We start from the raw sequence: 24015 nt of genomic DNA on the forward strand, positions 1-24015 counted from the left end.
CACCTGTTCCCACCTCAGGCTTCGAGGTACAATCGGGGTGAATGTTTCTCAGGCTTTTTCCGGGGGGCATGACCGCTGTCCCCACCCGGAGAGTTTACGGTTCCATCGAGTATTCGCACTGCGATGCCTTCAGCTGCCGCCGAAGAACCTGCTTTTGAAGAGAGATTGCCTCGAACCTGGATTGAAGCTGCCAACAAACGATAGAACGCTGCCGCCAATTCCTTATTTGGTTTTTGAGGGTCTTGCCAAAATTGGTCCAGCTTCTTTTGATCCGTCATACCGGCGACGTCGTAAATCGCCGTTCCAAGCACTTTGGCCGGAATTCCATCAGAAATCCCATGAAGGGCTGCGGTAGAGTTGACAGTGACAATTCCAGAGCATCCAGAAATCAACGCGGCAAGGTCACCTGCACCAAAGTAATCGACCCGATCGCCAATGCTCAATTTCTTCGACATTTTATCTATAAATCGGCGCCATGAAATTAGTCCATTGTCAAGCGGGTGCACCTTAATCACAAGCCGAGTATTTCCTGGGGCAAAAGAGGCAAAAGAGGTCAGCACTTCGGCAATAGCTTGCTTTTGGCTGCGATAGGGCGAATGCGCACGAAGCTGGAAATCCGTCTCAAGTTGAAGCGGATACACAAACCACGGTTGATCCGCTTTTTTTAACGCGAACAACATTTCTTGCGCCTTGGATGCTCGGTGTTGCTTTGTCGCGAGTTGAAGGATCCAGCCTGCATACTCTACCAGAGGATGAAACAACGAGTGCCGCTGATAATGAGGATAGAGTGGGCGGAAAAAGACAGAGGGAAGATAGTAGGCGAGATCGTACAGCGCTTCTGCGAGAAAGGTTTGGCGATAACGGGGTGTCCGGTCAATTTCGGGCAAGAGGGCTGCGGCAGACAAGATCACCCCCGGCTCATTTGGAAAATGGGAATTGGACGATGTGCCATTCATCTCCACCGTGACCCAATCAGGACGCAGGTAGCCCATCTCGATCGCGACGATTGCTATACCATGCGCCTTGGCGGCCATAATGGCCTCCTGATGGTATGGTCTTTCCTCACCGAACAAGATGATGGTTTTGATATCCTGATCCTTCAGGAACTTGCGGATGAAGTTGCCCCAGTTCTGCGGACGGCCACGATAATTGACTGCCTCTCCCCTGCTCCAGAAGAGCTGGTCGCCGAAATTGAGATTGATGCGATAGCACGTATTACCTGCCCGAGTGAGATTCTCGGCGATCATGGAAAAAAGCGGAGAAGCAGGCCCTTGGAGAAAGAGATAAGGTCCCTGCGAAGTCATTTGAATCGCTCCTTGTATAGATGCGCATGCCAAAGGAGCGTCTCGAACAATGTCCACGGCGCCTCGATACGAGATGCCGTTGCGACGTGCTTGCTCTCTTTTGCTCTAGCGAGCGGCACGATAAAATAGTCTGTGCGAGGGTCAGGGAAAGGGTCGGCGTATTCTTTTAAAAGCGGTGCATGGTCGCCATAAAATGCTAGCCAGACCGGACGATCATACTTATCCAACTCCGCGACAAGACGGGCTAAGGCATCATCCGCTTTGCGCAATAGTTCCTTGTATATCTCAATCGGATCATTCATGCCTTCGACGCGACCCGCCTCCCAAGGGCCGTGATTGGCCATGGAAGCTACGAAAAGAAGGGCTGACTGCCGTTTCTCCAATCCCTCGGCAATTTCCAGAACTTTCTCGGTCAGGCGCATGTCCGACACGTAGGCACCATCACGTGCAGGAACGTGATCGAAATCATCGAGCATCGTCATTTCGCCAAAACCGAAAATTGGCATGGCCTTGTGCCTAAGAAAGAAGGTTCGGTCATACGGATGGATGAAATGTGTATACCATCCAACCTTCCGCAGCTTATTGGGCCACACAATATCCGCGTAATGCGACGCGCGAAGATAAGGATAACTGGCATCGGCGTGAACGTCGTCCGGCTGGAGACCACTCAGAACAGCAAACTCGGTCCTCAGCGTATAACCACCTTCAAATACGCTGATAAGCCGGCCCCACTGCGCGGCCCGCTCCTTTAAAACATCGATGGTCGGGAGTTTTAGGTCGTCGCATCCGATGTTGCGCAGATCCATGAAGGATTCCGACTGCCAGAAAATCACCAGAGGCGATTCACGGCTGGGCTCCCCTAAAAAATCGTGAATAACGCTTTGAAGGCCCTTGGCGAGTTCTTCAATAATCGCCTCTCGCCTCATGCCAAGCCACATCATGAAATGATAGCTGACGGAGGTGAAGGTTCCGAACCGGGTGGTGTTCGACTTCACGTTGAGTGTCCTGAGAAGCCATTGCGCGACCAATGCCGCGACATGTCCAATCGGCTTTACAAAAAGCATGAGAATGCAGAGGCTCGGCACGAGTACACCGACTAGAATCCACAACCATGTGTGATGCGACGGTATAATCGAGGGCTCGGCAATCATAAACAGAGCGGAAACGCCAAAGACATACGACAGCGCCATAATCCAGAACAGCACATTGAAGTTCGTCGCGTAAAAAATGCTCTTATACTTGAATACATCAACAACCAGCGCGATATCCGAGAATACGAGTGGCTCGCGGATAAAAATATATTTTGCTCGTGATATGCCGGTAAAGATCACGAAAAAGCTGACCGTTCCAAGTCCAGAGTAGAACGGTCGCCAGGATATGGCGAAGAAAATTGAATACACGAACATTATGATTGGAAGCCTGGCGAGTTGCTCGACAACAATCCGCTGGGGGCTGTGTTGCAGACGATTTTCCTGCCTGACCCGTTTCGGCATGGCGAACGGATCGGTCAGGTAGACAATCATTGCTGCCACGACAAAGGATACCGCCGTAAGAGAAACGGGTTGATCCTCGTGAAACGAAATGTCGAACAGGAGTAATTCCATCGTCAAGCCTGCATCCGCTGCAAGCGCCGATATAAAACCGGTTTTATGAATGCAGAAAACCACGATAGAAGGGTCAAGGAAGCCCCAAAGTGCACTTGCGCCGTCCCCCTGTCTATACCAATGACAATCTTTCTCGCTACCTGATCAGCTGGCCAAGGCGCAACTGCACCCATCAAGCGCCGGGCAGCTTGCGGGCGCAGGGGTATCTCACGCTCATATTGCGGCGTGAGCGTATCGGGCGGAAAACTAACACCGACGGTGACGCCTGCATTCGCGACCTCAATCCGCAGGGATTCCCCAAATGAAGATAGCGCCGATTTCGACGCACAATAGGCGCTGTAGCCCGGAATGCCGATGAGGGCAGCACCGGACGACACAAGCATGATGTGGCCGCTGGCTCGCTTTTTCATCCCTTTAAGGACCGTCCGAACCGCGTTCACGCATCCAAGAAAATTGACGGATAATTGTGCCTCAAAAATATCTGCCGATTGAGCATCGAACTCTTGCGGATCAACCCGCCCGGCTGACGCCACCAGTACATCGCAGGGACCGTGATTCGCTTCAGCGGCAATAATCGCCTCTCTCAATTCTCTTTCATCGTTCACATCCGCCGAGGCGATAAACACGCCCCCCCCTGTCACGAGATCCGCCCCGGTGAGCGAACGGGCAGCGGTAAGAAGCATCCCTCGCCTGCGGGCAATCAGAGAAACCCGGTAGCCTCTACCTAAATATATTTTGGCGACCTCCAGGCCGATACCACTCGATCCGCCCGTGATAATAATGTGAGGCATAGGCCGTTTCCAAACCCGGGTCTGATTAGCTGAATAATTTTGCGACTTGCTGCATATCGAGGCTTCCGAGTCCGACGTTGCGTTTCAACAGATCGTTCAGGCTATTAGCCGTTAGATTCACGGCTGTCTCAATATGGCCTCTGGTGTGATCGCTAGTCAGAAAAAACCGGATCCGAGCCATGCCCTCCTGCACTGCAGGATAGATGATCGGCAGCGCATTGACATCTGCTTTCAATAGTTCGTTGGACAATTGCACGGCACGCAGCGAGTCACCGACAATAACCGGAACGATGGAATGACCTCCGCTAGTGCCTGTATCCAGACCGGCTCGGCGTGCAACATCGAGGAACAATCTACCGTTCTCACGTAACTGTGCAACGCGATCCGGCTCGTTTTCAAGGATCGAAAGACTGGCTAGCGCGCTGCTTGCCAATACCGGCGGGAGACCCACGCTATAAACAAAGCCGCCTGCATTTGCCTTTAATATCTGGATGAGGGCGGAACATCCCGCCACATAGCCGCCGCAACTGGAGGCTGTCTTAGATAGTGTGCCCATCCAGATATCAACATTTGACGGATCGATTCCGAAATGTTCGAAGGTTCCTCTTCCCTTCTCGCCCAAAACTCCCAACGCATGAGCCTCATCGACCATGAGCCAGAAACCAAACTTGCCCCTCAGGCCGATCAAATGCGGAAGTGGAGTGACGTCCCCGTCCATTGAATAGACGCCCTCGACAACCACGAGAACGCGCTCGAACTCGCCCTCAATACCCATCAGAATATTTTCCAGATCGGCAGTGTCGTTATGACGGAAAAAACGACGAGTAGCACCGGATAGCTTTATCCCGGCAAGAACGCTGTTGTGGATCAACTCATCATGGATCACCAGATCCTTTGGCCCCATGACGCAGCTGATGACGGTCGAATTAGTGAGATAACCGCTGACAAAACAGACAGACGCCTCCGCTTCATAGATGGAGGCAAGCTTCTGCTCCAGAAGTCCATGCTGTGGCCGCTCACCCGCGACCAGTCGACTTGCAGAGGCCGATATACCGAATTTATCGATAGCCTCGATGGCAGCAGCATGCACGGCCGGATGGCTGTTTGTGGCAAGATAATCATAGGACGCGAAGTTGATGACTTCCCTGCCGCCAATACGCGTGGTGGCGCCAGCTGCCATCTCATGCGACCGGTAAAAAGGATTATCGACTCCTGCAAGCCCGCTAATCGCCTTTTGAGCGAGAATTTTCTTGTACTCCGCCAGATCCTCAAAACGCTTGGGAGCTTTTATCCGCTCCGGCATTCGCCTGTTGACCCGCGATAGCCGGTTCTGACCAGCCGCTTCATGTCGGTCACGCAGCAAGCTCAAATAGTCGGCGCCAGCATTTTTCGTCCCACCGGCGTCGCCGTTTTCGTCATCCACCATCTAAACTGTTTTCCGTTCCTGCTTTTTGGCACCATGCTTTTCCGCCAACGCCGCTAAAAAGGACGCGTCCTCCTGTCCCCCGTCTTCTCTGTCGGTCACGGTGCTTGACACCACCTTATCGTAAAGCTTCTGTACGATGTCACCGATCGTTGCGCCCTCTCCCATTCCCGAGAACGGAATATCTATCCCGCTCTTCTGCTGGAAACTGGCACCTAGTTCCATTGCCATCAAGCTGTCCAGTCCGATATCCTTGAGAGCCTTGTCAGACTTGATGCTGTCTTCCGCAACCTTGAGAATCGAGGAAATTTCAGCCGCAAGGAACTCGTGAAGAAGGGCGCTCGCCTCCTCACGTGTCTTTCCGGCGACGAGCGTAGCGAGGTCGATCCTGTCCCCTTCTCCTCCGCCCGCGTTCGAGATTGCATTGCGTGGAATGGCCGAAAAAAGTGGTTGCGACGCGAGCGGCAGCGACGCCGCGCTAGTCCAATCGATCTCGGCAACCATGACCACGGCTTCATCGATCGTGCCGCCATCCTTCAGCAGCACGCGCTCGACGAAGCTGAGTGCACGCTTTGCCGTCAACGCCGTCTTACCTATACGCCGTGCTAGAATGTCATTAACGCCGGTGTTGCGCGTAAGAAATCCTGCGTCGGCAATCGCGCCAAAGCCAACCGCTACCCCAGGGAGACCCGCAGCTCTTCGCAACCTCGCCAGACCTTCGAGATATCCGTTCGCGGCAACATAGTTGGCTTGGCCCGGATTTCCGATCATCGTGGTTGCCGACGAGAACAGCAAAAACAACTCCAGTTCGTCTTCGCGTGTCAGGCGATCCAGATTGCCGGCGCCATTCGCCTTCACCTCGATGACCGCTCGATTGCGTTGACGATCCAGATTGGAAATCAGCGCATCATCGAGGACCATGGCGGCATGGACTACGCCCTTGACAGGACCGTAAACACGCAATTTCTTAAGTAGCGCATCAAGCGAGGCTTCGTCAGTGACATCACATGAATGAACACTCGAAGCGATACCAGCAGCGTTCCACCGAGCAGTGGCCGCAAGGGTTTCCTCGTCAGGAACACCACGTCGGCTGCAAAGAGCAACATGCGTCGCGCCGCGACTCGCTAACCAGTCCGCCGCGGCGAGCCCGAAACCACCAATGCCGCCGACGACTAGGTACACACCCGGGCTCAATTCGAGATGGTGCGCTCCTGATTTTTGTACTGCGTCCCTTTTAGGCTGCGGTGGACGAATGATGATTTTGCCAATATGCCCGGCATTTTGCATCAGACGAAATGCGGGGGCGGTTTCGTCGTAATTGAAGGACCGGTAAGGCAGCGGAACGAGCTTGCCCTCGGCGAATAGTGTCCCGATCTCTCGGAAAATACGTCGAGTAAGCTCGGGCGCATTGATCAAGAGCTGGTCGGCATCGATCCCAAAATACGAAATATTGCGGCGGAAGGGTCGAAGAGCAAGCTTCCGGTCGGAGTAATAGTCCCTCTTTCCGAGTTCCAGGAAACGACCGAAAGGCTTCAGGAGCTCGAAACTGCGCTCCATTGCTTCGGCAAACAGGGAATTCAACACCAGCTCGACGCCCTTGTCGTCAGTAACGCGTAGGACGTCACCGACAAATGCAAGAGAGCGGGAATCAAATACGTGATCGGCGCCAAGCAGCGACAAGAAACGTCTTTTTTCGACGGTACCCGCTGTTGCTATCACTTTTGCCCCACGAAGCTTTGCGATCTGGAGCGCCGCCAGCCCGACGCCTCCGGCTGCGCCGTGAATAAGGATCGTTTCGCCCCGGCCGATGCGGCCAAGCTCAACCATCGCGTAATATGCCGTCAGGAACGCTACAGGAACCGTGGCGGCCGCTGCCGGATCTATGCCTGCCGGTATTTTGCTGAGCCCGTCTCGAGCTACCGTGATGTGCGTCGACAGGGCCTGAGATGCGATGCCCATAACCTCATCGCCCGGAACAAGGTCTGTGACACCCTCACCCACAGCGACAACGGTTCCCGACATTTCCATACCGATCGTGGCGCCGGCAAAACCGTCCTCCAAAGCTTCTTCCGGCAACAATCCCATGGACCACATGACATCACGGAAATTCAGCCCCGTCGCAGCAACCCTCACACTGACTTCGCCAGCCGCGGGCGCTGGTATGTTGTTTTGCTCCCAAGAAATCGAATCGATGCGTCCCGCAAAAAGCTGGCGGATCGTCGCGCTCTCGAAATTTTTTGTCTTCAAACTCGCAGATCTGGCGTGGCCGGGTACAGCGCGCACGACGGAGAGCAGCGCGGTTCGCCGATCCTGTACCCATTCCCTTTCTCGGCCGTCACAAGAAAGTATCATAGAGATTGCGTTGAGCCTCATCGCGCCATCGGCCACCGGGTCCAGCAGAAAAACCTCCAGTTCGTCATATTCATTCTGCAAGACGCGACTGAAGGCCCAGACACCGCTTGCCGTCGGATCAGGTTCTGCCGAACCGGCAGGCGAACCACCTTCGGCAAGGACGAGCAGTCTCGTCCGAGAAGGCGAATTTTGGGACCTCATATGTTTGCGTGCGGCCTCAGCCAAAGCGCTGAGGATTTGGACCGCATCCTGCAAACAGTCAGACCCCTTACACTGGCGTCTCGTATCGAACACGAACGCCAGCGCGCCCTCCTTGTCCGTGAAGAACGTTGCGAACTCCGCTTCGGCACCCCTTGTCGTACAACGCAGTGGCTCGAAGACCGTCGAGGACGCGTGTTCGCCATCAACTATTTCCACTACGGCCGCAAACGGCATCGTCTTGACCGTTTCAACCTCGAGAGCGCCCGGCCCCTGAGCTTCTACGAGCAAAAGTGCGCCGTGGGCACTTTCGTGTTGCCGGATATGTGTTTGCGAGAAGCCGCACTCGGCAAGAAGCGCACGCCATTTTGCCTCGGTGGCGAATTTCCCAATCGGAAACTCGGGCGTGGCGCTGCCGGAGAACCAGCCATCCGTAAGGCCGAAAACAAAATCCGCAAACCCGGACGATGCCAGATCGACGATAGCAACGGTCGCAGCGGCAGAGCCGGCGATACGTTGCACGGCTTGCAGGCGCTTGTCCCCGCTCAGCTTTCCATAGACATCGCCGCTGGCGCTAACGACAAGATTAGCCCGAGTTAGTGAAACAGGATTATCTAGGTCCAAGCAGGAAATCGACGGATTGCGCTCAAAAGCGATCTCGAGCGTCCGACGCAAATGGTCGGAGGGCTCAGCGATGATGAGCTGCGCACCTTTAAGCGCTGCCAGTTCGGCCAACCTTTGACTGAAAGCCGGCGATACCGCGCAGATCTCAATGATCGTAAAGCCATCACCTTGCTGGACATCTCCCAGCGCGTTCTCGACTGCCGCCAACACAAGTGACTCGCGCTCGCGCGCGAAGGCGGTATGGTGGCGAACATGGTCCATTGTTGCTTCGCTCATGAACGAAACGCTGCCCTCAGTCCGTGAAAAGGAAGACTGAACGGAAAGCCGCGCCAGCGTTTCTCTATAAGCGTTATTGACAAGCACAGCCTCGGCAACACGGTCGGGAAAACGGATGTTGATCTGGCCAAGAAGTTCTTCGACCGACGGCAGTTCGCAGGGCTGCTGCAACAGCCACCCCTCCTCATTGGACTGCACCATCCCAGCATCCTCGAGCGCATAAAGACAACTCGAAAGATAGCATTGAAAACCCTGATTTCCCGGCAGCGCAGAAAACGTGACAGCGTCCTTGCCGTCGGCTAGCAGCCGGGCGACATCGAACGAAGCCCGAAGCACGGCGGCGGTGAGAATAATCGTGCCTTCAGCGGGAGCGATGGAATCGACCATTGGCAGGTATCCGCGTCCATCCACTTTGGCGGGCTTAGTCGAAACGGTCGCTTCGACGGCGTCCGGCACCGCCTCATAATGAAACGTGGCCGTTTCCAGGGTCGTATGTTGTCGCAGCCAAGTGCGGCGAAAGCGACAGTCATCAAGAGATGACACCAGTGTTCCGTCTGCTGCGATGAGATCGATTCTTGCTTTGAGACTGTGGGGGCTGAAGCGTTGAATCTCGATGACGGCACTTGCGATAGCCTTCGCTGATGAAGCGAACCGAACCGAACCAAACCGCACTGGAATATAGGGGGCACCGTCGGCTTCGCCCGTCAACAAAGCGAAAAGAGCAACAAGGCCATGGAACGCAGCATCGGTCGAGACCGGATCGAGACCGTAGCTCAGATAGGGATGGACAGGAGCGGCAGCAGGCTGCAACTCTACCAGGATATGCTTCTCGTTGTAGACTTCGGCCTTATTCAGAAGTTGGAAACAGGCGGCATAGTCCAGACCGAAGCTCCGGGCCGTCTGATAGGCCTCCGCGCCACCGATCTGATGGACTCTTGCGGTACTGGAAGGCCGAAGCCTCACACTACCGATACTTTCAGTCGGCTTGCGACTGCGTGCCGTGGCATGGATCGTCCACCCATTGTCACTCAGATACTCACGCGAGGCAATTTCGATAAAACCGGTTTCGGGTGAAAGTTTGGTCGACAGCTCGATGAGCTTGGTTTCCCGCAGCTCCAGCGGGCGGAAAATTTCAAGGTTCGTGATCTCCACGTCCGAAACGTCGTAAAATTGCCGTGCAGCCTGAAGCGCTATTTCTATAAATGCGCTGCCCGGGAGAATGGGTTTGCCGTCAACTACATGACCGGCAAGATCCGGAAACAGCTGTGCGTCCAAATGGTTCTTCCAGGCGGAGGAGTTGGGATCGGTGCGCCAACCAAGCAGGGTGTATGTGCCATCGGCGCCATCGCGCCCAAACAAGTTGATTCCGTCCGTGGTCGAAGTTGGTCGATAGCTGACATTCTCGAACGGAATGATCGGCAGGTCGCATGGTGCTATGTAATTCATCGAAGTCGATGGTACGTCGACGCCGTGTGCCACTGCGCGAAGTACAATGGACGTGACGGGGTCAGAATCGCCATCGAGGCCAGGGCGGCTGAGTGTGGGCAAAACCACGGCAGCTGCGGATTGCTGCTTCACAGTTTCTGTCACATAGCTCGACAGAATAGGTCGAGGGGATATCTCCAGGAAAAGGTTGCCACCATTCTCAACGGCAAGACTGACCGCCGCCTCGAAGGCAATCGGTTCACGGACATTCTTCCACCAGTACTCGGAATCGAGCTGGGCGCCGTCGATCAACGATCCAGTCACTGTTGAGATGAAGGATGTGTGGCCGGACTTCGGCGCTAATGGGGGCATATCCCGCAGAAACGCCATCTTCTCGCTATCTATGATAGGATGATGGAAAGGGTAATCGATATCAAGTACATGCACGACATGACGCGACACTTGAGACAAAGCCTTGAATTGCTTGATCTCTTCAATAGGACCGGAAATCGTCACCGAGTTGTGGGCATTTATCCCGGCCACGACAATGTTATCCAGACCATGCTCTTTGGCAAAGCCGAGGGCAAACGCCTCCGACATCACGGCGGCCGCCATCGCGCCCTGGCCCGCCAGGGAATGCTGATGCCTGGATCGAACAGCGACGATCGTAACGGCGTCCTTTGCTGAGAGGATACCCGCCGAGTAGGCAGCTGCCACCTCCCCTACGGAATGGCCCAGCACGACGTCCGGTTTGACACCCTTTTCTACAAGGCAGTCCGTCAACGCAGCCTGAATGGCAAAGAGTATCGGCTGCGCCACTCGAGTGTCGCGCAGGCTCCTCTCCAAATCTCCAGCCTCAAGCAGTGCTGAAAGGTCAAGGCCGGCCTGCTTTAAAAACAGGTCGCCGAAGGCGTCAAATTTGGCCCTGAAGTCTGGATTGCCCTTGTAAGCGTCAAGCCCCATTCCAGCCCATTGGGATCCGTTACCAGCATAGACGAACACAGTCTTGACTGACTTACCCGGCGTTTGGCCAACGTGAGCACGATCACCTTCCCCATTGCGCAGATAACCCGATAGAACTGACGCTATGTCACTGGCACTATCGCCAAAGGCTACGAAACGGTGTTTGAGCGCCATGTTATTACTGGAGGAAACCAGCTGCTCAACCTGTTCGGCCGAAGACGAAGACAGCCGTGAAACGTAATCCTGCAACAGCGACTCAAGCGCCGACTGCGTGTGTGCGGACAGAACAAACAAGCCGTTAAATGGCGCCGTATCGACAGGAATAGGTTCCGGTGGATCGGAGATCACCACGTGCACGTTCGTGCCACCGAAACCGAACGAGTTTATGCCCGCGAGTCGGCGCTTTTCGCCCCGTTCTATTGGGCGTGCGGCACGGTTCACCTCAATATTGAAACCATCGAAGTCAATCGTCTGGTTTAGGACATCAGCGTGCAATGTGGCGGGCAGGAAGTCATTTTCCAACGCCAGCATCGCTTTGATAAGCCCCAATATTCCTGATGCAGGCTCCGCATGTCCAATATTGGACTTGATCGACCCGATCGGGAGCGGCTTGGACCTGCCTTGCGCGATGACGGTTCCGATAGCCCACAGCTCGGCCGGATCGCCTACCTTAGTCCCAGTTCCGTGCCCCTCAACGAACACCAGATCGTTGCAGTCAAGGCCAGTGTCATTATAGAGTGAACTCAATAGCTGCGCTTGCGCTTCCCTGGATGGCAACGAAATACCATTGGTTCTGCCGGACGAGTTAACACCGCTGGCGACTAATGTCGCGCGGCTGCGTGCGCCCTCGGCGGCTACACGGTCCGCACGCCTCAATATGACGGCCCCTGCACCCTCGGCGCGAACATATCCTTCCCCATTCTCCGCGTAAGCTCGGCAGAGCCCCTCCGGCGACAGCATTCTGGCCTGCGAGAATCCGACGAATGGAAAAGGATGCAAAAGAAGATTGACGCCACCGACGATAGCGGTATCGATTTCTTCGTCCTCGAGAGCCTGCCTGGCATGATGAAGCGCTACGAGCGACGAAGAGCATGCCGTATCGATCGTCATGCTCGGGCCTTTGAGACCGAATATGTGTGAAATTCGATTTGAAATGATCGAAAGTGTGTTGCCGGTCATGAAGTGAGGCCCGCCGGAAGCAGGATCCTCAACCTGGAGGTTGCCACTATCCAAAGACGACGCGCCAATATAGACGCCAACGCGCTCCCGCTTGAGTTGTTGAGGATTTATCCTCGCATCTTCAAGCGCACGCCACACCGTTTGGAGAAGAATGCGCTGTTGCGGATCCATCTGAGCTGCTTCGCGCGCCGATAGCCCGAACAAGGCGGCATCAAACGCGAAAACATCATCAATCACGCCAGCCGCGAACGTGTATGCTTTACCCTGAACGCTTCTTGCAGGATGCCAGAAACGCGCCGGATTCCAGCGTTCAGCTGGTATTGCGGTAACTGCGCACTTCTCTTGTTTTAAGAGAATAAGCAGTTCTTGCACATTTTTTGCGGAGGGAGCAACGCATGCGCGTCCGAGAATTTCGACTGCCATAATTCATCCACTTAGGGCATCACCGGCACATGATCTGTCTCTAGCTTAGCCCCGAAAAAACTCAAATTTTGCAACTTTGCGTAGCCGCAAGAAAACGGCCAATTGGTTCGCAGCGAAAACACTGACGAACGAGTACAACTGGTGCGCTGCTTTTCTGATGCCAAATTTTCGTCCCGCTGCAAAGGTTTTTTTTGGAGAAGGGTTTGGCAGGGTAGCCATCATTAATAGTTTCTTGCTATTGCGTTTGCACCTTTGAGTTTTATGTATGGGGAAATTGTGAAGAAAGCTGGCTTGTTATTGGTGGGGCTAGGACTGACATCGTGCAACAATCTTCCCGGTGACGGACCATTGGCATCTGACGTGCTTGAACAGTCCAAACAGTCGATGACGCGCACTTCCGCGGGGCAAAATGTTGTATTCGATGTCATCGACATCGACGTAAATTCCGCGACGCTGATATCAAAATTTGATGGAAAACTGCTGCAAAGTCGGTTCGGTATCGGCGGAGGTGTGAAAAGACCGGTGATTGGCATCGGAGATCAGTTGAAGATCACGATCTTCGAAGCGGGCTCCAATGGTCTTTTTTCGACAGGCGACTCTAAGCAGACTACACTGGACATCGTGGTGCAACCGGACGGCAAGGCGGCGATCCCTTACGTTGGCCTCGTGACGTTTTCAGGCAAGACGTTAGAGCAGGCGCGACAAACAATTTTGACGGCACTTGCAAGTAAGGCTGTCGAACCGGATGTCATTATCAACACCACTAGCACTGCGTCTCGAAACGTCACAGTCTCCGGCGCTGTCAAGAGCCCCGCCGTGGTGCCGCTCAATCTGGTTCCCGAATCGATTATGGAGGTGCTTGCCAAGGCGGGTGGACCTACGGCACAACCTTACGAAAGCTACGTGACGCTGACACGGCAGTCGAAGACGGGAACAGTGCTTCTCAAAACGTTGGTGCAGAACCCGCAGGAAAATATCTACGTTCAACCCGGGGACCAAGTCTTCGTCACCCGCGAGCCTCGCACGTTCACCGTCCTTGGATCAGTGAAAGCGAACAACCGGCTCGAATTTGGCGCGAACGACCTTAACCTGTTGGAAGCCGTTGCACTTGCTGGAGGTGGCTCGGCGGGTACAAGCGACATGAAGGGATATTTCGTGTTCCGGTACGAAGAGCCAGACATCATCATAGACCTCGTTGGCCAGCAGAAGTTTAATGACTTAATCCACCGGGGTATGCGCCCGGACAAATTCGGCCGCTACCCCATCGTTTATCGTTTCGATATGACGCGAGCCGGAAGCATGTTGGTCGGTCAGAACTTTGATGTGAAAGCTCGCGACGTCATATATGCGTCGCGCCATCCATCTATAGACTTCACGCGCTTTGTGACGATAATCGGCCAGCCAATTAGCATCGTCTCCGGTGGCGCGGGCATTTACAATAACTTCAATGACTAACGAGCGCACTTCACGGTAACCCGCTTTCGTACCCATCAAAATTGCGTGGTGGAAACAGCTCTTCTATTCGCACACACCGGATCGTCAGGCTTCTCCGATAGCATACACGAGCCAGTCTGCGCAGTGGCGAAGCCCTCACTGTAATTCATCGCGGCGTATCGCGTCAGCTATCAAGGGCGTATTCCCTACTTCGCTTGTGGCATTTTCGGCACAGGACCCCGCAGCCAGTCAAAGCCAAGCGTCTCTTTAGAAACGAATCTACCTTCACCGAGGCGGAATCGTACATTTTGCGAATAGCAGTTTTTGTTGGCCACAATAGCACTGGCCAATCCCCACCATCAGCGGATATCGGCAGCGATGACTCCTCCGGTTTGTGCTTTCGATCTTCTATTTCTGATGAGTGTCCTGTCGAAAGCAAGGAAAGTTCAGTAACTAAACATAGGGTGGAGAGCGACAGGAAGTCTTTTCAAATTTACGATTTTCTCTTGATGTTGAACAAGCTCCACGCAAGGGCAATAAAGTAATATGCTCTTTATCTGTTTGGAGAGCATCAATGGAATCTGGAAGGTGGTACAGCACTGTCAAGATCGAGCTCGGCGGCCAGAGTCGGATCTATGCCCGCATCTCGTCGACACGTGGTGCGGCATCGTATCTCCTTGATCAATGGCCAGGCGCTCGAGATATATCGTACAAAGAGGCCGTAGTATCGTGCACGAAAGCACTTAAAGGCGAGGTGAATGACGAAATCGCGTTCACCAGCTTCATCCATGCAGCCTCTACCTCCGGGCTTAGATACGTAAGCACTCCAGAAGCATCGCCCGATAAGTTCGAACAGGACATCAGAAAGGCGCTAAGGCAATCGATTTTGAGCGATTTCGGAGCGATGCTTGTTGTCGATCGTCAGCGGGACTAGGACAACCTAGTTGCGCGTCCCCAAAAACAGGCCGCGAGTGAAGGCTGCGGCATTGTTAAGCGCCTGGCCTCTCTGCATTTTGGAAATGCGACTTTTAGTTTAGGTGACACAAGGTCTGCGCAATGCAACTTGTGCTTAATTAAGCCAAGACAAATGGGTTTTATGCAATGCCGGTTGAGCACAACGATTATCCAGAAGATGTGAAAATAATGGCTTGGGTCATCACGTCTAAGCACCTCTGCCGTGGCGAGAAAGATGTAAACAGAATTGTCGCCGATGCGATCTGGCAGGAGCGCCAGAGATGGCTCGGTGAAACGACAAACCAAACGTCTGGCGTTCAATCCGCTTGGTAAGGGTGGGCCGACGCGATTTCGATGACATTATGGACTCAAACTGTCAATCGGCGACGTGTTAACACGCATCACACTGACGCAATGATCTCATCTCGGTTGAGGGCCTATATAGCGGGACTGTGGCCGGATGAGCCGTCCAGTGCGCTCCTGTTCCAGCACGTGCGCTGTCCAGCCCGCCATTCGTCCTGCTGCAAACACATTCGTAAAACTGTCGCGAGGGAAACCAACGGCCTCCAGTAAAAGCGCCGTATAGAATTCTACATTTGTCTGCAGTGGGCGCAGGGGCTTCTTTTCCTTTAGAAGGGCCAGCGCCTCCTCCTCCACCTTCCCCGCAAAGGAAATACGATCGGAGCCGTCCGCGAGAGCCGACACAGCCCCTTTTAACACGTCTGCACGCGGATCTCGCACGCGGTAGATCCTGTGGCCGAAGCCCATCAAGCGCTCGCCCCGGGCCAATGCAGCTCGCAGCCAGGGACTTATGTTTGCTTCTGATCCAATCGCGTCAAGCATATCGAGCACTGGACCCGGCGCCCCGCCGTGGAGAGGCCCCTTCAAGGCGCAAAGCGCCCCAACCACAGATGAAAAAAGCCCCGCCCCCGTTGAGGCAATAACCCGCGCGCTGAAGGTGGAAGCATTCAATCCATGATCGGCAACCGTGGTCAAGTATGCGTCAAGCGCTCGCACCTTATCTGGCGATGCCTGAGCGCCGGATATCATGCGTAGAAAGTCGGCTGAGAAGGAGAGCATGGCATCGGGCGCTATCGCGACAAAACCCTGCCTGCTTCGGACGATGGCCGCGACAAAGACCGGAATGGCCGCAACAGCCATCACGTGATGCGAAGTGCTTTCCTCGTCCGGCAAAGAAGACAGCAGAAGGCGCAACGCCTCGACAGAGGAAAGATTGGGCAGGACGGGAAGCAAGGGTTCCATGAGGCCGAACGCGCGCTGCCGTGCCGCTCCCAGTTTAAATCGAATGCTCTGCATAGTCATCACCTCCGGGGTCTGCCCGGCCCAGAGGAGTTCCAGCATCTGTTCGAAAGACCAGTCGGCAAGTTCCGCCAGGTGATGTCCGCGAATGATCAGTTCACCCTCCTGCCCATCCACGTGACTGAGGATGGTTTCGGCGGCGACGACTTCATCAAGGCCGGAAACCGGAATGCGGCCAACGAAAGCGGGTATTGCGGACACTGTCATTCTCCTCAGTTAAATGCGAATGGCCTTGAAGATGCTGCAGCGCATATATATCGTCAATCTTGATTCATATAATCAATATGAGAACGCCATGCACCATTCTGACAAATTCATGACAGCCGCTCACGCCGCTTCCGAATTGGGCATAAGCCGGGCAACACTTTATGCATATGTGAGCCGTGGACTGATCCGCACCAGCGGCTCGCCGGATGACCCCCGTCGCAGGCGCTACAGCGCACATGACATTGAAGCGTTGAAGAAAAGAAAGGCCGTTGGTCGGCGGCCGAAACAGGTGGCGGCGACCGCGCTGGACTGGGGACTGCCAGTGCTGGAATCCTCAATTACCGAGATCGCCGAAGGCCAGTTGCGCTATCGTGGCCGAGACGCCCTAACACTTTCACAGGATGCATGTCTCGAGGACATTGCGCGACTACTCTGGGATTGCGGCAACGATGATCCTTTCGCTGACATAAAGGCCGCTCCATCGCCATGGCCACACGCTGTCCTCGACCACGCCCGGGAGCTGCCGCTCACGGAGCGGTGTCAGACGCTCCTTCCTTTGGTTGAAGCTGGCCGCCTCACCGCCTGGCAGCGCGACAATCGCCGTCTATGGCCTGGCGCCGCTAACATGTTGCGAGCCACAGCTGCCGCCTGCGCCTCACGTCAGCCGGACAAGCAGCCAGTTCACCTGTTTCTTGCTGATGCCTGGCAGACGGACAGTATAGGCGCAGATCTTATCCGTCGCGCCCTCGTTCTGCAGGCCGACCATGAACTCAATGCCTCGACATTTGCCGTACGCGTCGTTGCGTCCACAGGCGCGTCCCTCGGCGCTTGTCTGAACGCCGGACTGTCCGCCCTGAGTGGGCCCTTGCACGGTGGAATGACCAGCCTTGTCGAATTGCTTTTCGATGAGCTGGAGCAGTATGGGGATGCTGAGCGAGTGATCGATCAACGTCTCCGGCGAGGTGAAACAATTCCTGGCTTTCACCATCCGCTTTATCCGGAAGGGGATCCAAGAGCGAGCGGTTTGCTTCCACATCTGCCGCCTAGAGCACTGCGGGACGAACTGTTGCAAGTCATGAACGAGACCGCCGGACAATTACCGACCTGTGATGTCGCTCTTGTCAGCCTGCGCCGTAGCTTAAATCTTCCCCGCGGTTCAGCTCTGGCCCTTTTCGCGATTGCTCGAACTGTGGGCTGGGTCGCGCATGCTCTGGAGCAAAAGCTCGATGGCAAGCTAATAAGACCTCGAGCCCGGTACTTGGGGCATTAGGTAGGCCGACTTGATATGTTGCCTAAGAGCAGTTGAGAATCAAGGTCGTAGCAGCTGGAGGGGCAAAGTCGATTCGGGATTGCGAGCGTCGCGATTCTTTTCAACAAAACCTTATTTGGTCGTTCCAACAAGGGCGCCTTTGCATCGTAAATTACTCTTGTTCAATAGCCCCGACGCTAATTGCGCGCCTCCTCAGCCGGACACTCCGTTATGGGAGTGAGCAAATCACGAGACAACCAGGAAAGAGTTTCAGCGGTATGATGGCCCATCATTCGCTCACTTCAAATTCGCCGGCGTCAACGAATGCCGGCACTCACCATTCGATCCTTGAACCGTCATAGGCAAAAAACTGCCCTGTTTGTACCGGTGTGAGACCATCGATTGTTTCCATCAGGCGCGCGGCAGACTGCTGCGGGGTGAACAAGTCTTTGCCCTTCGAAAATTGCTGGGACAGCTCTGTTTCGACTGTTCCGGGATGAAGTGCCACGATGATGGCCTGTGGGTTTGTGCGGGCGATTTCGATGGCTGCGGTTCGGATGATCTGATTTTGAGCGGCCTTGGATGCTCTGTAGGAGATCCATCCGCCCAATCTGTTGTCGCCAATCGAGCCAACGCGCGCGGACAGGGAGGCAAAAATGCTTCGCCTGTCTCTGCGCAGAAGCGGGGTAAAATACTTGAGCAGCAAAGCGGGGCCTATGGCATTGACCGCAAACTGCCTCGCCATGTGAACTTCGTCGATCGCCCTTATCGATTTTTCAGGACCGGCACCATCGACCGTCAAGGCACCGGTTGCATTGAATATCAGGTCGAAGGAGCCGCGCTGAGCCTCCAGACGGGCGGCAACTTCGCGCACTGTGGTTTCGTTCGTTATGTCGAGACCATCGACGCTTCGCGAGAGCGGTAAGGCGAACGCGCAACCATGGTCTGCCTCGAAGTACGACAACAGGGCACCACCAATGCCGCCGGATGCGCCCAAGACGATCGCCCTGTAGCCATTTTCAAGCGACTGCATCATCCATGCGCTCCATCAGCTGTTATTTCTGGACCGGAAACTCGAGCTTGCTGACGTCGTAGCCAAGCTCACGTGCTTTCGTGATCATTTTATTGAGCTTCGTTTTGGACGGGATGTTGCGGGCGTAGATCCACACATCGCCGGTCGACGGGTTGGCGCTGATGAACCAGGACTTATCAGGCGATTTGTAGAAAACCCAATAATTGAATGTGATGAAAAGAGGGTAGCGAACGCGCATCTTCGCATTGGTTGATCCGAAATCCTCGATCTTGCCGACGCCGTTCACCGTCTTGAGGCGACCATTCGGATTTCCTGCTCGACAGCCATCTTCTATCAGCACTTCATCTGCCGATGCTCCCTGCCGATAGGTGGAATATCCTGCAACACATCCGTCTGTCAGCAACATTGGTGTACGGCCGATTTCAAGCCAGGTACCGCGGTAATGATCGAGACCCACGGCAACCGGTTTGGGGGCTGCGGAAACCGCAGAACCGGCAAACAGAAACAGCGAAAATGTCAGGGCACCAATCACGCGGTTACAATGTCTAAGCATAAACTCCTCCTGTCGATGGCACGGCTCTTGTTCAGATTTCGGTTCGCCGTGAAATGCCGGCATATCTAAGGGCGATAAAGACCATGAGGCTCGCGGCAGAGAACGCATTCAGATTGAGAAGCGTTGCAAGATCATCTGCCGACCAGGATTGCAGCGGCGCGCCCAGAAACGTCCGCGAGAAAAAGAAAGCGATGAAGACGAGGATTGCCATCGCATATTGCCAGAGCTTCTCGTCTGCGCGGAACGACATGGCTGCAAGCATGATGCAGGCTGCGAAGAAAAATTCGGTGCCAGAAGCCTGGCCGAATATTTTGGTTTCAAACAGCGTGTCGATTGTTCCCACCAAAGGGAGAGCGAGGCGCGCGGCCAAAGGGGACTTTTTCGCCAGGAATGGTATCGCGAGAAAGAACGGCACCGACAATAGCGTGACAAGCGATGCCGCAGCTCCGTCATCGACCAGATACCACACGTAAAGCGGATAAAATGGCTTGTTGAGGATGATGACCCAGGCAACGGTTATGGTTGCTCGTGTCAGATCATCTCTTGCAGCAGACCCTGCATTAGCGGGCTGGCTAGCGTGGCTTTGAAGCTCCATCGGACCCAGATTCGTCTCCCTTTTCGCCTGAACATTGAAGGCGCAAGCCATGTACGAAAGGCGAGCCAATTTGGTTTCATCCTGCCAAGAAAACTTTAGGCGTCCTGTTCGTCAACATTGTTGCGACGCTGGGACCATACCCCGCCAATGAACCACGACTGAATAATCTCTTCAGCTTCCGTTCCAACGAGACCGTCTACAACAAAGACGTTCAACCGCGGTCTTATCCGCCTGAGGAGACAGTCATGATCCGTACGTCTTTCGTTGCAATTGCACTCTCCGCTCTCGTTGGCTTCACCGCCACGGCCCCCGCCATGGCCAACGATGTGCGCATCGAACAATATGGCTGGTCGAACTCTGCCGGTGGCGCACAGGAAGGTTATGGCAACCGGATCCGCACCTACCAGAACGGCGGCTATAACCGGATCGTCGGCCATCAATATGGTCGTCACAACCTTTCGGCTGTCGGTCAGGAGGGGCATGACAATTACGGCTCCACCTATCAGAACGGCAGCCGCAACGTGGCGGGCATCGGCCAGTTCGGCTCAAACCACACCACCATCCTGACCCAGGACGGCAACGGAAACATCGCGGCCGGTGTTCAGGTTGGCCGTGGCTGCAGCGCCAATGTGAACCAGGGCGGTAATGATAATGTCGCGGCCTTCGTGCAGGCCTGCCCATAAGCCGCCGCAGGCCTTGACGTGCAACTGGTCGAGATCAAGTCAACAGATCATCAAGGAGACTAGCCATGCCCCATAGCGTCACACATCCACGCCGCCTGGCGGCTATCCTTGCCGTTGCACTCCTTCCCTTCGGCGCCATTGCAGCCATGTCGACCGCAAATGACCTGAGCGAAGACAAGGTTTGCGAGATAAAGGCAACACCACAGGCGGGCATGGTCAGGTTGGAGGCCTTCGCAAAGGGCAACACCGGTGCTGGAGGTACCTACGCCTTTCACGTCGAAAATTCAGGAGGCAGCGGGAGTTCCGTCATCAACCAGGGCGGTGGCTTTGATGCCGCTGCCGGGCGTTCGCAACTTCTGACTTCGGTAACGCTTGGCGCGAAGGGAGCGCAGTACAAGGCAGTGCTCGATCTCGAAATCGATGGCAGGCGCTTCAGCTGCACGAAACAGGTTGGCGGCGACTAGGCTGACCTCAACTATACATTTCCACCAGAGAGGGCGCCGGTTGAGCGCCCTTTTCTTTGATCATCGTGCAGCGACTGAACGACATGTGAATGGGCAATTCCGTTCGGGTTCAGTTGCAGGATGCGAGAGTGGATCATCGGCAAGGGCACTGACAGAATGGAGATCAGAATGACCCGCAACGTGTTGAAACTTCTCACCGTCACTCTGCTTGTTGGAGGCCTTGCGCCGCTCGGATTTACGGCTCCCGCCCATGCCGGTGGCCGCATTTCCTTTGACCTCGCGCCCGGCAATTCCGGGGATGGTGACCTGCTCTCAACCGGTCTGCGCGCATACTCGCTTTATCGCGATCTGAAAGACGCAGACATCCGGCAACTGGGCCGGGGAAATGCGGCAGGCATCGCCCAGAACGGTCGCGGCAATCTCGGCTTTATCCGGCAGCGGGGCAACGGCCATTCCGCAACGCTGCAGCAAAACGGCAATAATAATGCCTATGGCATTTTCCAGTATGGGCGGAACACCGAAACCAACGTAGAGCAGAACGGAGACAACGGCAGCGGCCTGACATTCAGCTACGGCTGGTAACTGATAGTTTAAAGTAAGCTGAGAAACGCGGCAGGCTTCACGTCGTTTCCGATAGCTCGCCATCGTCGCTCTCATCATTGGCGCCATTGCCGCATGGACCGGCGGCGCTGTTGGCACCACGCGGAGCTGGGTTTACGAGCCGCGTCATGACTGAGACATGCGCAGGGACAGTTCTGATCGGGTGTCCCGCCGTCGGCAAAAGCAGAGAAAGGGCCGCGTCAGCTCAGGCGGTTCAAAAACAGAGCTGCCTTTGCCCTGATGTCATGGCGGACGTCTTCGCTCATCCGGGACCATGTGGCATAGGGCTGCGCCAGACGATGGTTGGATTTCAGCTTTTCACGGTTGCGGGCCAGAAAATCCCAGTATAGCGCGTTGAATGGACAGGCCTTGTCACCGAGACGCTCCTTGGGATCATAGCGGCAATTACTGCAATAGTCCGACATGCGATTGATGTAGTTGCCACTTGCGGCATAGGGCTTTGTTCCGAGAAAGCCGCCATCGGCGTACTGGCTCATGCCGATCACATTCGGCAGTTCAACCCATTCATAGGCATCCGCATAGACCTCGAGATACCATTGATGAACGGCCTTCGGATCAATGCCGGCGAGAAGGGCAAAGTTTCCCGTGATCATCAGGCGCTGGATATGGTGAGCATAGGCATTTTCGATGGTTTCCGTAATTACGGTCGCCATGCAGTTCATGTGGGTTTTGCCCGTCCAGTAAAAGCCCGGCAGCGGCCTGTCGTTTTGGAAGAAATTGCTGTCGACATAGTCAGGCCCGGCAAACCAGTAGATGCCGCGCATATATTCCCGCCAGCCGATGATCTGGCGAATGAAACCCTCGACGGCATTGAGCGGTGCCGCGCCCTCGTAGTAGGCGCGCTCCGCCACCCTGCAGACCTCCAGCGCATCCAGCAGCCCGCAATTGATGTAAAAAGACAGAAGCGAGTGGTTGAGATACGGGTCATCCTGCAGCATGGCATCTTGCGTGGCGCCGAAATTCATCAGGAAATCGTTTATGAAGGCACTGAGCGCCCGCTCGGCATCGGCGCGGGTGACGGCGAACCCAAAGTTCTCAAGCTTGCCGAAATTGTCGGGAAACAGCCGCTCGACGGTGTCGATGACATCCCTTGTTATCCTGTCCGGTGCGAAGACCGGGTGTCTTGGCCTCAGCAGGTCCGGCTTGGCGGGACTGCGGTTTTCCGAGTCAAAATTCCAGCGTCCACCGACCGGCTCTTCGCCATTCATCAACAGGCCAGTCTTGCGACGCATTTCCCGGTAGAAATATTCCATCGTCAGGCTTTTGCGCCCGGCCGCCCAGCGCTCGAACTCCTCATGGCTGGCAAGAAAGCGCCGATCAGGGCGGATATCGACCTCGATATTGAAGGCACTGGCGAAGCGCTCGATCTCTGACTTGACGCGCCATTCTCCAGCCTCGGTGACGCAAATCCTGGAAGGGGTCAGGTCGTTTAACGCCCGCTGCACCTCACCCGAGAAGGAGCCCGCATTGTCGGGATCATCAATCCGCGTGTAGCGAACCCGGTATCCTTCGCCACGCAGTTCCTCGGCGAAGTGGCGCATGGCGGAAAAGATGAAGGCGATCTTCTTTTTGTGATGGCCGACATAGGTAGCCTCCGCCATTACCTCGCAAAGCAGGATCGTGTCGCGCGTCTTGTCGACACCATCCAGCGAAGATAGGGAGGGAGATAATTGATCGCCGAGGATCAAGACCAGTTGAGACACCGACAATTTCCTTCAAACCCGACATAATCATCACCTGCGCAAGATCACGGGCTAGACGCCCACTCCCTCTTCAGGGTGGCATAGATGAATTCATCCCCCCAGGTGCCGCCAAACCGGTCATTCTGGATCAAATGCGCTTCTTTCCGCAGGCCTAGGCGTTCAACAACGCCGATCGATCCGTGGTTCAGGGCATCCAGCCGCGCGAAAATCCGGTGATATCCGAGCGTCTCGAAGCCGAGGCTTATCATGGCCCGGACGGCTTCCGTCGCATATCCCTTACCTGAAAAATCAGGATTGAAGACATAACCGACTTCCGCCTGCAAAGCTGCCTTGCTCGCAATTTTAAGCAGGACTTCGCCGATCAACGTGTCATCGTCGCTGCGCGTAACGGCGAGTCGCAACGTATCGCCGTCCTCTTCGAACGGAGCCTCGAGCAGCGCTGCGAACTGCGTTTTCACCGCATCATCCGAAGGCGGTGCGGCATAGAGGAAACGGTAGACGTCATCGCGTGTGTGGTAATCGGCGTATGATGCGAGATCAGCGGCCTGGAATTTACGAAGGATCAGCCGGTCGGTCTTTATCGGTAGGTAGTTCTCAGGGTTCATTTATGCGCACTTTCAATAATGCGCGATATCTG

At 55.1% G+C, this 24015-nt stretch carries 17 protein-coding genes; 6 read left to right on the plus strand and 11 right to left on the minus strand.

The window, feature by feature from the left end:
• Nucleotides 1-14: 14 nt before the first annotated feature.
• Genes QE432_RS00390 through QE432_RS00410 form a run of 5 tightly spaced genes read right to left on the minus strand, consistent with a single transcriptional unit; the run spans nt 15 to nt 12562 of the window.
• On the minus strand, nt 15-1304 hold the full coding sequence (locus QE432_RS00390) for a capsule biosynthesis protein (RefSeq protein WP_111801883.1): 1290 nt from the start codon (nt 1302-1304) through the stop codon (nt 15-17).
• Entirely contained in the window at nt 1301-2908 is a 1608-nt protein-coding gene (locus tag QE432_RS00395; protein WP_306623922.1) for an LTA synthase family protein, read from the minus strand. Before QE432_RS00395 ends, QE432_RS00390 begins: the two co-directional genes overlap by 4 nt.
• Before the next feature lie 2 nt (nt 2909-2910).
• Nucleotides 2911-3699 (minus strand): SDR family oxidoreductase, encoded by a 789-nt coding sequence (locus QE432_RS00400; protein ID WP_306622784.1) that lies wholly within the window; start codon nt 3697-3699, stop codon nt 2911-2913.
• 25 nt (nt 3700-3724) lie between these two features.
• Complete coding sequence (locus QE432_RS00405; protein ID WP_111801886.1) at nt 3725-5125, minus strand: aminotransferase class I/II-fold pyridoxal phosphate-dependent enzyme; 1401 nt, start codon at nt 5123-5125, stop codon at nt 3725-3727.
• Nucleotides 5126-12562 (minus strand): SDR family NAD(P)-dependent oxidoreductase, encoded by a 7437-nt coding sequence (locus QE432_RS00410; protein WP_306622788.1) that lies wholly within the window; start codon nt 12560-12562, stop codon nt 5126-5128.
• Nucleotides 12563-12838: 276 nt separating this feature from the next.
• On the opposite strand from QE432_RS00410, the gene QE432_RS00415 reads away from it, so the two are divergent.
• Nucleotides 12839-14017, plus strand: a complete 1179-nt coding sequence (locus QE432_RS00415) for a polysaccharide biosynthesis/export family protein (RefSeq protein WP_373465076.1) — start codon at nt 12839-12841, stop codon at nt 14015-14017.
• A 553-nt stretch (nt 14018-14570) separates the two neighbouring features.
• Nucleotides 14571-14930 carry a DUF982 domain-containing protein gene (locus QE432_RS26595; protein ID WP_112391479.1) on the plus strand — a complete coding sequence of 120 codons (360 nt, stop codon included), beginning with the start codon at nt 14571-14573 and terminating at the stop codon, nt 14928-14930.
• A 440-nt stretch (nt 14931-15370) separates the two neighbouring features.
• Here QE432_RS26595 and QE432_RS00420 read toward each other — a convergent pair whose 3' ends face one another.
• The gene (locus tag QE432_RS00420) at nt 15371-16471 is read right to left on the minus strand and encodes a citrate synthase/methylcitrate synthase (protein WP_306622790.1); all 1101 of its coding nucleotides are present in this window, start codon (nt 16469-16471) and stop codon (nt 15371-15373) included.
• 25 nt (nt 16472-16496) lie between these two features.
• Here QE432_RS00420 and QE432_RS00425 point away from each other — a divergent pair, with 25 nt between their 5' ends.
• Complete coding sequence (locus QE432_RS00425) at nt 16497-17747, plus strand: citrate synthase family protein (protein WP_236759171.1); 1251 nt, start codon at nt 16497-16499, stop codon at nt 17745-17747.
• A 313-nt stretch (nt 17748-18060) separates the two neighbouring features.
• On the opposite strand, the gene QE432_RS00430 is transcribed toward QE432_RS00425, so the two are convergent.
• Genes QE432_RS00430 through QE432_RS00440 form a run of 3 tightly spaced genes read right to left on the minus strand, consistent with a single transcriptional unit; the run spans nt 18061 to nt 19907 of the window.
• On the minus strand, nt 18061-18762 hold the full coding sequence (locus QE432_RS00430; protein ID WP_162696867.1) for an SDR family NAD(P)-dependent oxidoreductase: 702 nt from the start codon (nt 18760-18762) through the stop codon (nt 18061-18063).
• Between the two features lie 19 nt (nt 18763-18781).
• Nucleotides 18782-19312, minus strand: coding sequence for a lipocalin family protein (locus tag QE432_RS00435; RefSeq protein ID WP_111800011.1), 531 nt, complete (start codon nt 19310-19312; stop codon nt 18782-18784).
• A gap of 31 nt (nt 19313-19343) precedes the next feature.
• Nucleotides 19344-19907 carry a hypothetical protein gene (locus QE432_RS00440; RefSeq protein WP_034502463.1) on the minus strand — a complete coding sequence of 188 codons (564 nt, stop codon included), beginning with the start codon at nt 19905-19907 and terminating at the stop codon, nt 19344-19346.
• Between the two features lie 245 nt (nt 19908-20152).
• Here QE432_RS00440 and QE432_RS00445 point away from each other — a divergent pair, with 245 nt between their 5' ends.
• From QE432_RS00445 to QE432_RS00455, 3 genes are all read left to right on the plus strand, one after another.
• Entirely contained in the window at nt 20153-20590 is a 438-nt protein-coding gene (locus QE432_RS00445) for a curlin (protein WP_013761025.1), read from the plus strand.
• A gap of 65 nt (nt 20591-20655) precedes the next feature.
• Complete coding sequence (gene csgH, locus QE432_RS00450; RefSeq protein ID WP_019566755.1) at nt 20656-21054, plus strand: curli-like amyloid fiber formation chaperone CsgH; 399 nt, start codon at nt 20656-20658, stop codon at nt 21052-21054.
• Between the two features lie 168 nt (nt 21055-21222).
• Nucleotides 21223-21636 carry a cryptic curlin major subunit gene (locus tag QE432_RS00455; protein ID WP_019566754.1) on the plus strand — a complete coding sequence of 138 codons (414 nt, stop codon included), beginning with the start codon at nt 21223-21225 and terminating at the stop codon, nt 21634-21636.
• Between the two features lie 218 nt (nt 21637-21854).
• Here QE432_RS00455 and phrB read toward each other — a convergent pair whose 3' ends face one another.
• Together phrB and QE432_RS00465 are read right to left on the minus strand one after the other, a co-directional pair.
• On the minus strand, nt 21855-23378 hold the full coding sequence (gene phrB / locus QE432_RS00460) for a (6-4)DNA photolyase (RefSeq protein WP_306622818.1): 1524 nt from the start codon (nt 23376-23378) through the stop codon (nt 21855-21857).
• 44 nt (nt 23379-23422) lie between these two features.
• A complete protein-coding gene (locus tag QE432_RS00465) occupies nt 23423-23983 on the minus strand; it encodes a GNAT family N-acetyltransferase (protein ID WP_013761030.1) in 561 nt (186 codons plus the stop codon).
• Between the last annotated feature and the right edge of the window lie 32 nt (nt 23984-24015).

The sequence above is a fragment of the Agrobacterium sp. SORGH_AS_0745 genome (assembly GCF_030818995.1).
In the GTDB taxonomy this organism is placed as follows: Bacteria; Pseudomonadota; Alphaproteobacteria; order Rhizobiales; family Rhizobiaceae; genus Agrobacterium; species Agrobacterium tumefaciens.

Excerpts from the sequence above, each read along its gene's own strand:
- QE432_RS00405 (WP_111801886.1), bottom strand. The coding sequence starts at position 5,125 with ATGGTGGATGACGAAAACGGCGACGCCGGTGGGACGAAAAATGCTGGC.
- QE432_RS00455 (WP_019566754.1), top strand. The coding sequence starts at position 21,223 with ATGACCCGCAACGTGTTGAAACTTCTCACCGTCACTCTGCTTGTTGGA.
- QE432_RS26595 (WP_112391479.1), top strand. The coding sequence starts at position 14,571 with ATGGAATCTGGAAGGTGGTACAGCACTGTCAAGATCGAGCTCGGCGGC.
- QE432_RS00400 (WP_306622784.1), bottom strand. The coding sequence starts at position 3,699 with ATGCCTCACATTATTATCACGGGCGGATCGAGTGGTATCGGCCTGGAG.
- QE432_RS00435 (WP_111800011.1), bottom strand. The coding sequence starts at position 19,312 with ATGCTTAGACATTGTAACCGCGTGATTGGTGCCCTGACATTTTCGCTG.
- QE432_RS00430 (WP_162696867.1), bottom strand. The coding sequence starts at position 18,762 with ATGATGCAGTCGCTTGAAAATGGCTACAGGGCGATCGTCTTGGGCGCA.
- csgH (WP_019566755.1), top strand. The coding sequence starts at position 20,656 with ATGCCCCATAGCGTCACACATCCACGCCGCCTGGCGGCTATCCTTGCC.
- QE432_RS00390 (WP_111801883.1), bottom strand. The coding sequence starts at position 1,304 with ATGACTTCGCAGGGACCTTATCTCTTTCTCCAAGGGCCTGCTTCTCCG.
- QE432_RS00410 (WP_306622788.1), bottom strand. The coding sequence starts at position 12,562 with ATGGCAGTCGAAATTCTCGGACGCGCATGCGTTGCTCCCTCCGCAAAA.
- QE432_RS00440 (WP_034502463.1), bottom strand. The coding sequence starts at position 19,907 with ATGGAGCTTCAAAGCCACGCTAGCCAGCCCGCTAATGCAGGGTCTGCT.
- QE432_RS00395 (WP_306623922.1), bottom strand. The coding sequence starts at position 2,908 with ATGGAATTACTCCTGTTCGACATTTCGTTTCACGAGGATCAACCCGTT.
- QE432_RS00445 (WP_013761025.1), top strand. The coding sequence starts at position 20,153 with ATGATCCGTACGTCTTTCGTTGCAATTGCACTCTCCGCTCTCGTTGGC.
- QE432_RS00425 (WP_236759171.1), top strand. The coding sequence starts at position 16,497 with ATGGCCTTGAAGATGCTGCAGCGCATATATATCGTCAATCTTGATTCA.
- QE432_RS00465 (WP_013761030.1), bottom strand. The coding sequence starts at position 23,983 with ATGAACCCTGAGAACTACCTACCGATAAAGACCGACCGGCTGATCCTT.